Genomic DNA, 13,862 nt, shown 5'->3' with positions numbered 1-13,862 from the left:
GTCGCCGATGGGGAGCTGGCGTATGCGCAGGTCAGCGCGTCCGGCCGCGGGGTTTGAGGGGGGTCGGGGGCAGCGCGGGCGCCGGCAGCGGGGAGCCGTCGTAACCCTTCACCTCGCCGAAACTCGACCCGGTCATCCAGTCCTCGCGGGCCTGCTCGATCTCCTGCTGGGTGCGGGCGACGACGTTCCACCACATATCGAACCCCATCGCTGTTCCTGCTGGTCAGGCGGGATCGAGACCCCTGCTGGTCAGCAAAAGGTCAGCATCGGTCGTGGGGAGTCGGTTCGACGTGGCACAGAGTTCGTTGCCCAGGGGCATGGGGTCTTTCTTCAAGGAGTGCGGGCTTCCGCAATCGCGATGGGCGAAGTGCCCCCACCCCTACGCGATCCGGTACCGGTCGGCCGCCGGCAAACAGGTGGAGGAGTCCGGGTTCGCGAACAAGGGCTTGGCCATCGAGCGTTTGACGGAGGTCTGCAATGAGAAGAAGACGGCGAAGCAGGGGCAGCCGAGAGCGGAGCGCATCCGCAGGTACGGGGCGATGCGCTTCGCGGACTATGCCGAGGAGTGGAAGGCCGGCCAGCGGCATTTGGCCGCCCAGTCGGTCAAGCACCTCGACTCGCTGCTGGAGCATTACCTCTATCCCGCGCTCGGCAGCCGGCGTATGAACTCCTTCGACCACAAGGTCGTCGACGGTTTCATCCGCACCATGGAGCGCAACGGTGCCGGGCTGGCCACCCAGTCCAACGCCTTCGACAAACTGCGCGCCATCCTCCTCGATGCCCAGCGTCTCGGTATCTACCCCGAAAATCCTGTGGCGGGGGTGAAGGCGCCGCAGTACGACCCCGCGCGGGCTGTCATCCCCTCCCGGAACAGCTGCGCGGGATACGTACCGCCGGCGTTACGCAGGCCGCAGCCGCTCATCAAGTCGGTGATCAGCCGAAATTGATCATCGCCGGCGGCGCGTATCGTTTGTAGTTGCCCGGGAGATGGGATTACTGCGCGTTTTGGGTCGTAGATCGGGGCCTTCACGCCGGCCAAGGGGCTCTCGTCGAACAACCCAAGTCTTTGGGCGTCTAGCAGAATTGCCTTGAGGTACCTGTTTTCCTGCCGTCGGAAGATAGCGGACCTTGTAGAGGTGGGGGCATTTTGGTCATCGGGATTGCGGATGCCCGCACTCCTTGAAGAATGACCCCATCCCGCGAATCAGTGAAGAAGGCAAAAGTGTAAAATCCGTTCAATGTGGCCCACCTGAATGGCAGTTCCGGCGACCCGAATTCCCGTTTGTCTTCGGTGCGACCCTAGCGCGAGCGTTGTTGTCGAATCCAAGCCTCGACCTCCGAAACCCTGAAACGAATTTTGCGTTGGCGCCTGCAGCGAACCTGTAAGGCGTGAGCCCGGAGCGGGTGGCATTTCGATATATCCAGGAAGTCGATACATTTAGATATTCGGCAGTTTCTTGGGCGGTCGTAAATTCTCCAGACATTTTCCTCCGGGTGTCGGCACAATTATTTTTGTTGCAGCTATTCTGGACCGTCGGTGGCATCTCGTTGCATCCACCATGGTGCGCATGTTCGCCGGTTTGGCCAACCGGCGATCCTGGGCTATGTTGCGGGCCCTCTTCTCTCGAAGGCTGCTCGTGGCGTGACCGGACGCGAAGGCGCCGAGTGTGCCTCGCTGGCTTGCACACGCCACTGGTCAGGGCTTCCGCCTCTTCAAGGGGTGAGGCGGGTGGCCTAGAGCTCTGCGCTGTCACGGCGCATGCACCGCCGCAAGGGCGGCCGACCAGCAGATTCTTCGTCTGCTGGGAGTACATCGTTCGCGAACCGCTGACCGGCGTAATTGGTCAACGCGGTCGCTGAGAGGCGGCATCCGGTCCGGGTACGGTCCGGACCTTGGTCGCTGGGTGGTGACGTGGGCGCTTGCTCGAGTACCCGTGTTGGCAACCTGATGAGACAGCTGCAGGTGCGGGAAGAGTTTCGAGACCCATGTATGAGGCATCGTCGACGCGGTCCAGGCCGTTCTCCCGAGGCGTGCAGGGCAGCGTCGATGGCGCCGCACCGGTCGATGGTCTCCGGCGTCGCGGCGGCCCCGACACGGCCACGGGTTCGGCTGGCTACTGCGATCGCAGCAGGCGCGGATGTCTGCGATCGGCTGACGACGAGCGGCCGGAGCCGTGTCAGCGTGGGCAGCCCCGGAGGAGTTACCCGCGATCGCCCGACCTCTGCGGAAGCGCGACTGCCTCAACGCCGAATCGGGGCATCGGAACGATGGCGATACTCCCCACATGAAGCAGGAGGAAGGAAGTCAAATTGTCATGCTCATGCTAATTGGAAGCTCGGCTCGCTGACCCTGGTGGGCTTGGCTGTCTCGTTACCGCCGACGGCGGTAACCGGGTCCTTGCCCCGCCCGCCGGCTCCCGAGCGGATCCGGGTCGCGGAGCTGCCACTGCCGCCGACCGCACCCTCGAACGAAGCCGGGTCGTGCACCCGGACGGTCAACCCGCACGGCACCGGCTGCATTTCGGCCGACTGGAACGCCCTGCAAAGCGGCGGATTCCTTCCGGACGGCCGTACGGTCACCGCCCGTGTGACCTTCGCCGGCGCCCCCGCCGCGCTCGAGTCGGCGAGTGTCTACAGCGGGACCCAGCTGATCCTGGTCAGGACCGACGGCGGGACCTTCCCGGGCGGCGATGCCTGGAAGTGCCTGACCTGCGGCACCCCGGCCGCCAACCGGCGGGGCATGACCGACGACACCAGTTACCCCCAGCCGTTCGCCGACGGCAGGCGGGTGCTGTACGGGACGAACGTCGTCGACTGCGGCCCCTACCGACTCGCCTCACCGGCCTGTACACCCGCCCGCATACACATCTATCCGATCCGCTGGAACACGTCGGCCGACGGCTCGGGACCGGGAACCCCCGTCCGGGAGCTGCGCCTGCATCCGGACCAGGTGCACCTCGGCTTCAACAGCGTCTCCGTCACCGGCGGACGCCTCGACCAGTACGGCTACTTCGGCCGCCTGCGCTTCGACCCCGCCCCGAAGACCGGTGAGCCGCTCGTCCCCCGGTACGAGCTGGAGAAGGTGACGCGGCTCTTCGACGCCTCGCCCGGCGCGCAGCCGGTGCACGTCGACCCGCGGGACCCGTCGAAGCTGGTGTTCGACCCCTCGCTGCCCGGAGTCGGAGAGTTCCGCGGCTTCTCCAAGGACGGCAGAGAAGCCTTCTACGTCGGCTATCCGGTCGAGTCGTCCAACATCGACCTGATGGCCGTCGACCTGCGCACGGGCCGGGTCCGCCGGATGACGGCCGACCCCGGTTACGCCGATCCCGTGGACGCCTCCCCGGACGACCGGTGGATCGTGGCCCTGGACACCCGTGCCTACGACCGGATGACCTTCGTCTCAGGGATGACCGGCATCCCGGCGATCACGGACCTGCTGTCCACCTCGGTGGTCTCCTCCGTCCGCAACAACGGCCAGCGGCGCTTCTTCCAGCCGTATCTGATCGACCGCTACGGCGACCGCGGCGCCTACCGGGGCCAGCAGCTCAACTACGCGAACGCCTCCGCGGACTGGAACGCCGGCGCCGACCCGCGCTGGTCCCCGGACGGTACGGCGGTCGTCTACCACGAGCGGCTGGTCTCGGCCCCCTCCTGCGGCGGAGCGAACCCCCTGCCGTGCCCGGTCTCCGCCGAGCCGGGCGGCCGCCGCACCCGGTTGATGATCGCTCGGCTGGTGGAGTGCAAGCCGGTGCACCGGCGGCCGGTCGAGCCGGTGTCCGACGTGGTGCCCTGGGGCACGGCCTACGTCCCGGGCACCACGGCCCCGCAACGGCCCTACCCGCCACAGGGCACGTACACCCTGCGCGGGAAGGCGTCCGGCAGCGCCCTGGTCGACATCCTCTGGGACGACGCCAGGACCGCGGTGAGAACCGTGTCTGTGCGCTACACGCAATACTCGGACGACGGAGGCAGCTTCCTCGACGGCTCCGAGAGCGTCACCCGCACCAGCACCAGCCCCACCCTGACCACCCTGGACTGGTACTCGGACCTGGTGAAGACCGGACGGAGCGGGAAGGTACTGGCCACCAAGAAGACCGGTGTCGGTGGCTTCCACCCGACGATCGATCTTTGGCAGACCGTCTTCCGGGCGATCGGCTCGCTCACCACGACGGTCGGTTCACGGACGTACACCCAGCCCGCCGACGGCACCTGAGCACCTCTGTCCACCGGCGGGCAGCCACACCTCTCGTCCCCGACGAGGATGAGTCACCGTGCCGGCCGCAGCAGCCCGAGTTCCCATCACCTGCTTTTCCGGGGCGGCCGCTTCTTCACACCGCGGTGATGCCCTCCATACCGGATTCGGCGAAGGGGGGCAGCCCGGTGACGGTGGTGACCTTGCTGAGTGACCCGTTCCCGCCGATCCTGAAGCCGTCGACCGTGCCGGAGGTGGCGTTCTGCACGTACAGGAACTTCTGGTCCTGCGTCACCGCCAGGTCGATGACGCCCTGTGAGCGTGCCGAAGGGGGTGTGGCGACGCCGTCGCCGTTGGTGAGCGCCAGTTTGCCGCGCCGGTCGGTGCGGTAGCCGGTAACCGTGGAGTTGCCGGTGTTGCCGCCGAAGAAGAAGTCGCCCGCGCGCTCCAGCCAGCACAGCGTTTTCTGGCCGTTGGGAAGGGGCTCCTGGACGACCTTGAGGGTGCCGTCGCGGCGGACCCGGTACGTGCTGACGGTGGACTTCTCGGCCTCGGCCACCAGCATGCGGCCCGACCTGTCGAAGGTGATCGCGAACGGGACACCGCCGGCCGAGTCGTTGATCACCGCCCGGCGCGCGGGGCGTCCGTCGTGCCGTACCGGGAAGACCTCGATGGTGTTGGCGGACTTGGTGGTGACCACCAGGTCACGTCCGTCCGGTGTGAACGCGACCTGACCGGGCGAACTGCTGAACAGCGGGACCTTCTTGTTGTGCAGGCCGAGGGAGCGGTGCGAGCCGCCCAGCGGCACCAGGCCCCCGGCCGTGATCCGGAAGCCCTGGACGCTTCCCGCGCCGCCCGCGTTCATCACGTACGCGAGCGTGCCGGACACGGCGATCGAAGAGGGGAAGTCGCCTCCCGAGCCCACCACTTGGCGGTCCGTGAGCCGCTGCCCCTCGACCCGGAACGAGGTCACCGTGCCGCTGCCCGCGTTGACCGCCAGCAGCCGCCCGGACCGGTTGTCGTAGACGAGCGAGCCCTGGGAGGCGAGGGAGTCGGTGGGGGCGTCGACCTGGTCGCCGCCCTTTCCGCCGGTCGCGTAGCTGCCCGCGGCGGACAGGGTGCCGTCCTCGCCCCGCCTGAAGGCGTGGATGGTGTTGCCGGCCAGTTCGTCGCCCTGGACGAACACGGCGTGGTCGGCGCCGGCACGCGCCGAGGTGACCTGTCGGCGGGCGGGCTCGTCCGCCGAGGCGATGGTCATGGTCCCGACTGCCGCGGCCGATGCGAGAAGTGCTGCTCCGGCGATGGTCAGCCGGGTCTTCCTGGGCGACCTGCGCCTGGTGTGCCTGCTCATGCGGTGATCCTCCAGTCCTTGCCTGCCACCGACGGCGGTGGCCGCGAGGCCAGAGTGGTTCACGGGACGAGGAGGCATCAGTGGTTCGAACGGCGCGTCACCCTCTCGTAAGGAGAGCCCGGAGACGGGTCTTGAGGACGGTCCTTCGTCTGCTGCGATCGCAGTAGGGGCAAGTGTCTGCGGACGCCCGACGCCGTCGGATCCCGGGGATGCGAGCGTGAGCGTGGGCCGGGTTCGTCGGCCCGATCATGTGGCGTATCCCCGGAAAGGCTCGTCCATGTCCCCTCTCGCCCGCTGGTGCCACCGGCACCGGCTCGTCGTCCTCCTGGTCTGGGTGGGCCTGCTGATCGGTCTGGGGGCCGGGGTCGGTGCGGCAGGCAGCGCGTTCGGCAACAGCCCGACCTCGCAGAACACCGACTCGGCCAGGGCGACGGCCCTGCTCCAGCACGCCTCGAACAGCGCGGCGGGCAAGAGCGGCCGGATCGTCTGGCAGCCGGAGGACGGCAAGGTCACCGAGCCCGCGGCCGAGCGGGCGATGACCGAAGCGCTGGGGCGGATCGCCCACGCGCCGGGAGTCGCCACCGTGACCAGCCCCTACACGGCCGGCGGCAGAGCGCAGGTCAGCAACGACGGCAGGACCGCCTACGCCACGGTCGCGTTCGTCCGCGACGTCGCGGACGGCCAGATCGAGCATGTCAAGGAACTCGCCACCGCGCCGGAGTCGGCACGCCTGCACATCGCCCTGAACGGGCAGGCGTTCACCGTCAACCCGGCGCCGAATCCTGTCGCCGACGCGATGGGCATCGCGCTCGCCTTCGTCGTGCTGCTGTTCGTCTTCCGCGCGGTGTGGGTGGCGGTGCTGCCCATCGTCACGGCGATCGTCGGCGTCGGCACCTCCGCGGTCGCGTTGATCCTGCTCAGCCATGTCATCTCGCTGTCCAGCACGACGCTGACCCTCGGTTCGCTGATCGGCCTGGGCGTGGGCATCGACTACGCCCTGTTCATCGTCAACCGGCACCGCGCCAACCTGAAGGCGGGCATGGGCACGGCCGAGTCGATCGCCAAGGCTCTGGACACCTCCGGCCGGGCCGTCATGTTCGCCGGGCTGACGGTCGTCGTCGCACTGCTCGGCATGCTCACCTTGAACGTCGGCATCATCAACGGCATGGCCGTCGGCGCCGCCGTCACCGTCGTCCTGACCGTGCTGGCGGCCATCACTCTGCTGCCGGCGCTGCTCAGCCTGATCGGACCACGGGTCCTCGGCCGCAGGGAACGCCGTGCACCCGCCGGCGGCGCGGACGGGACCGGCTGGTGGGGCCGGTGGGCGGAGCGGGTCCAGGCCCGCCCAAAGGCCCTCGGCCTGGTCGCCCTGGCCGTCCTGGCGGCACTCGCGCTGCCGACCCTGTCGCTGCGCCTCGGCGCCTCCGACGACGGCAACCTGCCCACGACCTCGACCAACCGCCAGGCGTACGACATGATCGCGGACGGTTTCGGCCCCGGCTTCAACGGCCCGCTCGTCCTCGCCGTCCAGGCCCCCACCGCCGCCGACAGGGCGGCCGAGGTGAAGCTGGTCACGGTTCTGAAGCAGGTCGACGGCGTCGCCGGTGCCACCGCCGCGCCCATGGTGCAGGGGCAGACGGTCGGCGTGGTCTCCGTCGTCCCGACGACCTCCCCGCAGTCGGCGGCCACCTCCGACCTGATCGACCGCCTGCGGGACAAGGTGATCCCGCAGGCGGAGCGGGGCACGTCGATGAAGGTCTACGTCGGCGGTGTCACCGCGAGCAACGACGACTTCGCGTCGGTGCTGACGGGCAAGCTCCCGCTGTTCGTGCTGGTGATCGCCGCGCTCGGCTTCCTGCTGCTGACCGTGGCTTTCCGCAGCCTGCTCATCCCCGCCGTGGGAGCCGTACTGAACATCCTGAGCATCGGGGTGGCCTTCGGCGCGATCGTCGTCATCTTCCAGTACGGCTACGGCGCCTCGCTCCTCGGACTCGGCGCCGCCGGACCGATCGAGTCGTTCGTGCCGATCCTGGTCGTCGGCATCATGTTCGGTCTCTCCATGGACTACCAGGTCTTCCTGGTCAGCCGGATGCGCGAGGAGTGGGCGCACACCGGCGACAGCCGCCGGGCCGTCCGCGTCGGCCAAGCCGAGACCGGCAAGGTGATCACGGTTGCCGCCACCATCATGTTCTGCGTCTTCGGCTCCTTCGTCTTCGGCGGCATGCGGGTGATCTCCGAGTTCGGCGTGAGCCTCGCCGTCGCCGTCGCCCTGGACGCGCTGCTGATCCGGATGGTCGTCGTCCCCGCGCTCATGCACCTGTGCGGGCGGGCGAACTGGTGGCTGCCGCGGCGGCTGGACAAGGCGCTGCCGCGGGTGTCCGTGGAGGGACCGCCGGACGGACCGGAGTGGCCGCGGCACCCGGCGCGGGAGCCGCAGCCCGCCGGACTCGTCGACTGAGACCCGGCGCACCCGCGGGACGACGGCGAGGCGACCGGGCGGAGCGGACCCGGCCCGTCGCCGGCCCGCGCTTCGTACATTGAGAGAACGCAGGTGACAGTGATGAGGCGGTGGCTGGCCCGGCACGACCGGATCAGGGACGCGCTCCCCGCGGCGGTGCTGATCGTCATCGCGCTGTTCGCGACGGCCGCGGGCAAGTCCGGCTGGCACGCACCCCGGGCGGCGGGGGCGGCCTGGACGGCACTGGCCTGCGTCCCCCTCGTGTTCCGGAGCCGCTGGCCGCTGCCCGTCGTGGTGCTCACGCTGGCCGTCGATCTGACGGGCATGGCCCTGGACCCGGACCACGCCTCGACCCCGGCGGCGAGCCTCGTCGCCCTGTACACGCTCGCCACCCGCAGCAGTCGGCGCACCGCCTGGATCACCGGTGTCACCGCCTCCGTCGCCATCACGGGGGTCTACGCCGCCACCCACCACGAGCCGCTCCTCGTGGGCACCAGCCTGCTGCGCTTCGACTTCGCGATCGCGGCCACCGCGCTGGGCGACGCGGTCCGCAGCCGCCGCCGGCACCTTGCACAGGTCGAAGCACGCGCGGACAGCGCCGAACGCACTCGGGAGGAGGAGGCCCGCCGCCGCGTCACCGAGGAACGCGTGCGCATCGCCCGTGAGCTCCACGACGTGGTCGCCCACCACATCACCTTGGTCAACGCCCAGGCCGGAGTGGCCCACCACCTCATGCGCACCGACCCCGATCGGGCGTACGAGGTGCTGGCCCACATCAAGGACAACAGCCGCGCCGCCCTCGACGAACTACGGACCACCGTCGGCCTGCTGCGCCAGCCCGACGACGCGCCCGACTCCCGGGCCCCCGTCCCCAGCCTGGCCGACCTGGACACCCTGGTCAGCGGTGTCCGCAACGGCGGTCTGTCCGTGACAGTGGTCCGCACGGGCATCTGCCGCCCACTGGCTCCCTCCACCGAACTGACGGCCTACCGCATCGTCCAGGAAGCACTCACCAACACCCACAAACACGCCTGTGCGGCACGCGCCGAGGTGGCCCTGGACTACGGCGCGACGGCGTTGCGCGTCACCGTCACGGACAACGGCCCGCCCCACGCGGAAAAGGGACCCGGCACCGGCCACGGCCTGATCGGCATGCGCGAGCGCGCCACCGCCATCGGCGGGACCGTCACCGCCGGCCCGCGGCCCGAGGGCGGCTTCCGGGTCAGCGCCGCACTGCCGTTCACCCTTTCCGCCACCACCGTCTGACACACCCGTGAGGAAACCGCCGCCCATGACGATTCGCGTCCTGCTCGCCGACGACCAGGCCCTGCTTCGCGGCACCTTCCGGCTGCTCATCGACGCGCAACCGGACATGGAGGTCGTCGCGGAGGCGTCCAACGGCCACGAGGCCGTACGGCTGGCCCGGTCGGAGCGGGCCGACGTCGTGGTGATGGACATCCGCATGCCCGGGATCGACGGCATCGAGGCCACCCGTCTCATCGGCCGGGACGAGGACCTGGCGGGAGTGAAGGTGCTCGTCCTCACCACCTTCGAGGTCGACGAGTTCGTCGTCGAAGCGCTCCGGGCCGGCGCCAGCGGCTTCCTCGGCAAGGGCATCGAACCCGCCCAACTCCTCGATGCCATCCGGCTGGTCGCGGCGGACGAGGCGCTGCTCTCTCCCACGGCTACCAAGAAACTGATCGCTCTGTTCCTCGCCCAGCCGTCCCCCGGCGTACTCGCCGACTCCGCGCGTCTGGCCACGCTCACCCCACGGGAACGCGAGGTGATGACCCTCGTGGCCACCGGACTGTCCAACGCCGAGATCGCCGAACGACTCTTCGTCACTCCCGTCACCGTCAAGACCCACGCCAACCGCGCCATGGCCAAACTCGGCGCCCGGGACCGCGCCCAGCTCGTCGTCATCGCCTACGAGAGAGGCCTGGTCCGCGCCGGGGAAACACAGCCCTGAGCACGGCCCGCCCACGGCGTCGCGCTCGCGGCTCGGGGAGGCAACCGGCCGTCTCCTGCCCGGTGCCGGCGCGGCGGTACGACCGGGCCGGACCGTGGAGATCACCGCTTTCGTCGGTGCCATCGGCCTTCACGGCCAGGGACCCTGATCCGCCCCCTGCGCGGCCCGCGGCTCTCCGAGTGGACCGCATCCGGCCCGGCCTCCCCTGCCGCCGTCGGCAGGCACGCCCGGACATCTGCCCAGGCGGCCTGCTTGGGAGACGGGTTAGTTGATCTTGGTGATCGTCCATAGCTGCGAGGGCCCCGACGAAGAGGTCTCCTGGTCGAGCAGGGCTCCGCTGCCGGTCGACGCGCCCACCACAGCCAGCGCCAGCCCGCTGGCGCGGTTGACGAGCCGGTACCTACCCGCACCGGTGTCGACCAGTGACCACTGCTGAGGGGTCGTACCGGAGGCCGGGTTCTGGACCACTGCGCTGCCGCCGGCGGTGTTCCCCGCCGAGTCCAGGACGTCACCCGAGTTCAGGTTGGTGATCGTCCAGTAGGAGCCGTTCCGGGTGAACGTCCAGTACTGGTCGGGGTGGTTGACGTCGCGGTACTGGTCGGCCTGGGTGCCGCTGCTGCTGCCGACCGTCTCCGCGTAGTTCCCGCTGTTGACGTTGGCCATGACGTACTGGCCGCTGCCGAAGTCCGGGGCCGCGGTCTGGACGAGGTTCCACCGCTGGTTGGCCGCCGAGGTGAGCGGCGCCTGGGTGACCTGCTCGTTCGTGGAGGTCTGGCCTCCTGAGTCGGTGGCCATGGTCAGGGCCAGGTCGCTGCGGCGATTGGTGATCGTGTACCCGCCGGCGGGGGAGGGCTCGACGGACCAGTCCTGCTCGGCGCCGCCGGTGGACGTCCACTGGATCTCACCGGTACCGGCGGACAGGGAGCCGCTGGGGACGGCGAGGTACTTGCCGCTGAAGGTGTTGAGAATGCGGTAGTACCCGTTGTTCTGGAGCTGGAACTGCCAGTTGTGGTCGGGGGTTCCGTTGTCCGGGGCCTGGACGGCCTGGGATCCGGTGTTGGCGTTGGGGACGCCCAGCACCTGGGAGCTCAGGTTGTTCTGGATCTTGTAGGCGGCGCCGGTCGATATGCCGCCGCCGTAGTCGTCGATGCCGTAGGTCACCTTGTTGGTGCCATTGGTCACCAGGGCGCCGCCTCGGGTGACGAGCAGGCTCTTGCCGTCGGCGAGGGGGAGCAGACCTCTGCTGTAACCCTGGACGGTGTTGGAGAACATGCGCACCCATGTCGCACCGTTGTCGGTGCTCTCGTAGAGCTGCTGGTCACTGTATGCCTGCACGACGATGGTCCCGTCGGGGCCGCCGGTGGGCAGCCAGGTGACGTACGGGTCGCCGTCCGGCTTTCTGTTGTCGGTGGTGATGAGTTGAACGCCGGTGGCCGAGCCGAAGCTCTCCGGGTCGTCGGCGATCTTGTAGTAGACCGGGCAGCCGCCGCTTGGTGCGTTGCAGTATTCGTAGGTGAGGATGTACTTGCCGTTGCCGAGACGGGCGACGATCGCCATGCCCGGCCGGGCGGCGTAGGCGGGATAGGCGACGTCGTCGACCTCGGAGGACCAGTTGACGCCGTCGTTGGTCGTGAAGTGGGCGAGCTTCTGGCCGTGGGCCGGGTCGCGCTGATCCGAGATCCAGGCGATGAGCTTGTTGTTCGCCACCATGAAGTACGGCTCCCACACCGGAGTGTTCCCGTTGGTGTCGACGGCCTTGCCGCCGGTGGCGATGGAGCTGACGAAGCTCCAGGTCACTCCGTGATCGGTACTGGCGTACATGTCGATCTTGGTCTTGGAATTGTCGGTGGGGATGGAGTCGCCGGCGGCGAGGATCGTTCCGGCCGGGAACGAGCCGATCGCCTGCGGCAGCTCGTAGAGCACGGGTTCGAGCTGGATGTTGTTCCACGAGTTCACCTGGTCGTTGATCGTGGAGATCTGCGTCCAGGTGTGCCCCGAGTCGGTGCTGCGATACACCGGCATGCCGTTGCCCGAGTACTGCTCGAAGGGCGCGAGGAGCGTGCCGTTGGAGTCGGTGCTGTGCTGAAGCCTGATCGCGTGGGCGTAGAGCGAGCCGTAGGACGGTGCTCCGCCCGGCGGCTGCCACATGGTGCCGCCGCTGTAGGTCACGGCGTCGGCGGACGAGGTCGAGGTCGTGAACGACATCAGCACGGCGACCGCGCCGATGGCGGCGGCCTTCGCCAGTGCGTTTCGTCTTCTGCGCATGTTTTCGGGACTCCCTCGCCGTCGAGAGGTGATGTGTGAGGGCCGCGTGCGGACGGGATCACGTGCGTCGGCCGGCACCGGCCGGGCCCTGTCCATGGAAGGACGGAGGGCGTGCCGCCGCGATGGTTCTGCAGGTCGCTGTCGCATGCCGTGGAGCTGATCGATCGGTACCCACGTGATTGATGCGTTTCAATCAGGTCGGCGGTGGGCGATTTACATGCCTCCAAGGGGCCGTCAAGACCGGCTGCCGCGATTTTCCAGATCAAATCCGTGATCGCTCTGGTGCCGACACGCGCCGACCGATCGTGACAGCCGACTGGCGCCCGCGCGGGCCCGCCGGGGCGCGCGGGAGGCAGTCGACTGACCTATGTCCTGTGACCAGCTGTTATCGATCGACGGCTTCGGAGCCGCGTGGGCGATTGGGCGCTATGCTTGGAGCGCTTCAACGTGCGTCATGTATTGTGCCGCTTGCCCGCGACGGCCTGGTCACGTGAGTGTCCTACGGTCCCGGGCCGGAAGAGACCGGAGGTCGAGGAGCGCAGTGGCAACCGCCCGTCCGCGAGTACAGGGGCATGCCGGTCCGAGCATGCAGGACGTCGCCGATGCCGCGGGTGTTTCGGTGGGCACTGTGTCCAATGTCCTGAATCATCCGGCGAAAGTGAGCCCCGCGACGGCGCAACGCGTCCGCGAGGCCATCGGCCGGCTGGGATTCGTGCGCAACGACGCGGCCCGTTCGCTGGTGTCGGGCTCCACCAACAGCGTGGGCATGGTGCTCGCCGATATCGAGAACTCCCTGTTCATCGACATGGCGCACGGCGCCCAGGACGCCGCGCGCGCGATCGGCCAGAACCTGCTGCTCGCGAACACGGCGTGCGACATGACGCTGCAGGACGACTACCTGGACCTCTTCGACGAGTCACGGGTGACCGGCGTGCTGCTGGCCCCCATGGAGGACTCCTCGGTCGGCATCGCGCGCATCCGCTCGCACGGGCGCCAGGTCGTGCTCCTCAACTACGCCCCGAAACCGGGTACGTGCTGCTCGGTGCTGGTCAACAACGAGCACGTCGGATACCTGGCGGCGCGCCATCTCATCGAGATGGGGCGTACGCGACTGGCCTACGTGGTCGCGCACGACGACTACCAGCCCGTGCGCGACAGGCGCAGAGGGGTGCGCGCGGCCGTCGAGGAGTCGGGGCCCGGCGTCACCCTGGAGGAGATCGACAGCGTCGGGCTGGCCGCATCCCATGGGCACGTGGTCGGGCGGGATCTCGCGCGGCGGGCGCCCGCCGATCTGCCCGACGGTCTGGTCGTCGTCACCGATGCGCTGGCCAACGCCATCATCCACGAATTGCACACCGTGGCGGGGATCAGGGTGCCTGACCGGGTCGCGATCGTCGGCTGCGAGAACAACCGCGGGGCCGGCACGGCAGCGGTGCCGCTGACCGCGGTGGACATGCCGGGCCGGATGATGGGGCAGGAGGCGATCCGGCTGCTCATGGACGAGGTGGCCGCGGGCAAGCAGCACCGCCATGCCACCGTGGTGCTGGAGCCGGAGCTGATCGTCCGCGCCAGCGCGTCGCTCTGACCGCCTCGGCCCGCTCCGTCGCGCTGATCGCCCGCGTCCGCC

The 13,862-nt window shown here is 69.0% G+C and carries 8 protein-coding genes and 1 pseudogene; 6 read left to right on the top strand and 3 right to left on the bottom strand.

What is annotated here, in order from left to right; all coding sequences use genetic code 11:
* Window positions 1-31: 31 nt before the first annotated feature.
* Window positions 32-196, bottom strand: a pseudogene (locus tag ACGF5O_RS07960) (pirin family protein); the annotation flags it as partial.
* Window positions 197-290: 94 nt separating this feature from the next.
* Between ACGF5O_RS07960 and ACGF5O_RS07955 the strand changes: the two are divergent.
* Together ACGF5O_RS07955 and ACGF5O_RS07950 are read left to right on the top strand one after the other, a co-directional pair.
* Window positions 291-947: a hypothetical protein gene (locus ACGF5O_RS07955; RefSeq protein WP_393809050.1), complete on the top strand. Its 657-nt coding sequence runs from the start codon at window positions 291-293 to the stop codon at window positions 945-947.
* 1,640 nt (window positions 948-2,587) lie between these two features.
* Window positions 2,588-4,213, top strand: a complete 1,626-nt coding sequence (locus tag ACGF5O_RS07950) for a hypothetical protein (protein ID WP_393809049.1) — start codon at window positions 2,588-2,590, stop codon at window positions 4,211-4,213.
* Between the two features lie 115 nt (window positions 4,214-4,328).
* On the opposite strand, the gene ACGF5O_RS07945 is transcribed toward ACGF5O_RS07950, so the two are convergent.
* Window positions 4,329-5,543, bottom strand: coding sequence for a lactonase family protein (locus ACGF5O_RS07945; protein ID WP_393809048.1), 1,215 nt, complete (start codon window positions 5,541-5,543; stop codon window positions 4,329-4,331).
* 277 nt (window positions 5,544-5,820) lie between these two features.
* On the opposite strand from ACGF5O_RS07945, the gene ACGF5O_RS07940 reads away from it, so the two are divergent.
* The 3 genes from ACGF5O_RS07940 to ACGF5O_RS07930 all read left to right on the top strand — a co-directional run bounded on the left by ACGF5O_RS07940 (window position 5,821) and on the right by ACGF5O_RS07930 (window position 9,970).
* Window positions 5,821-8,001 (top strand): MMPL family transporter, encoded by a 2,181-nt coding sequence (locus ACGF5O_RS07940; protein WP_393809047.1) that lies wholly within the window; start codon window positions 5,821-5,823, stop codon window positions 7,999-8,001.
* A 102-nt stretch (window positions 8,002-8,103) separates the two neighbouring features.
* Entirely contained in the window at window positions 8,104-9,267 is a 1,164-nt protein-coding gene (locus ACGF5O_RS07935; protein ID WP_393809046.1) for a sensor histidine kinase, read from the top strand.
* Window positions 9,268-9,292: 25 nt separating this feature from the next.
* Window positions 9,293-9,970 carry a response regulator gene (locus ACGF5O_RS07930; protein WP_393809045.1) on the top strand — a complete coding sequence of 226 codons (678 nt, stop codon included), beginning with the start codon at window positions 9,293-9,295 and terminating at the stop codon, window positions 9,968-9,970.
* A 264-nt stretch (window positions 9,971-10,234) separates the two neighbouring features.
* Here ACGF5O_RS07930 and ACGF5O_RS07925 read toward each other — a convergent pair whose 3' ends face one another.
* On the bottom strand, window positions 10,235-12,235 hold the full coding sequence (locus ACGF5O_RS07925; protein WP_393809044.1) for an RICIN domain-containing protein: 2,001 nt from the start codon (window positions 12,233-12,235) through the stop codon (window positions 10,235-10,237).
* A gap of 586 nt (window positions 12,236-12,821) precedes the next feature.
* Between ACGF5O_RS07925 and ACGF5O_RS07920 the strand changes: the two genes are divergently transcribed.
* The gene (locus ACGF5O_RS07920; RefSeq protein ID WP_393809043.1) at window positions 12,822-13,820 is read left to right on the top strand and encodes a LacI family DNA-binding transcriptional regulator; all 999 of its coding nucleotides are present in this window, start codon (window positions 12,822-12,824) and stop codon (window positions 13,818-13,820) included.
* Window positions 13,821-13,862: the final 42 nt, after the last annotated feature.

This window comes from Streptomyces sp. NPDC048291, from assembly GCF_043201715.1.
Lineage (GTDB): Bacteria > Actinomycetota > Actinomycetes > Streptomycetales > Streptomycetaceae > Streptomyces.
The sequence above is the reverse complement of the archived record's forward strand: the minus strand, read 5'-3'. Positions and strand labels throughout refer to the sequence as shown.

Bases quoted from the DNA above. Each gene is read 5' to 3' on its own strand.
- ACGF5O_RS07945 (WP_393809048.1), bottom strand. From the start codon at position 5,543: ATGAGCAGGCACACCAGGCGCAGGTCGCCCAGGAAGACCCGGCTGACC.
- ACGF5O_RS07940 (WP_393809047.1), top strand. From the start codon at position 5,821: ATGTCCCCTCTCGCCCGCTGGTGCCACCGGCACCGGCTCGTCGTCCTC.
- ACGF5O_RS07935 (WP_393809046.1), top strand. From the start codon at position 8,104: ATGAGGCGGTGGCTGGCCCGGCACGACCGGATCAGGGACGCGCTCCCC.
- ACGF5O_RS07930 (WP_393809045.1), top strand. From the start codon at position 9,293: ATGACGATTCGCGTCCTGCTCGCCGACGACCAGGCCCTGCTTCGCGGC.
- ACGF5O_RS07925 (WP_393809044.1), bottom strand. From the start codon at position 12,235: ATGCGCAGAAGACGAAACGCACTGGCGAAGGCCGCCGCCATCGGCGCG.
- ACGF5O_RS07920 (WP_393809043.1), top strand. From the start codon at position 12,822: ATGCAGGACGTCGCCGATGCCGCGGGTGTTTCGGTGGGCACTGTGTCC.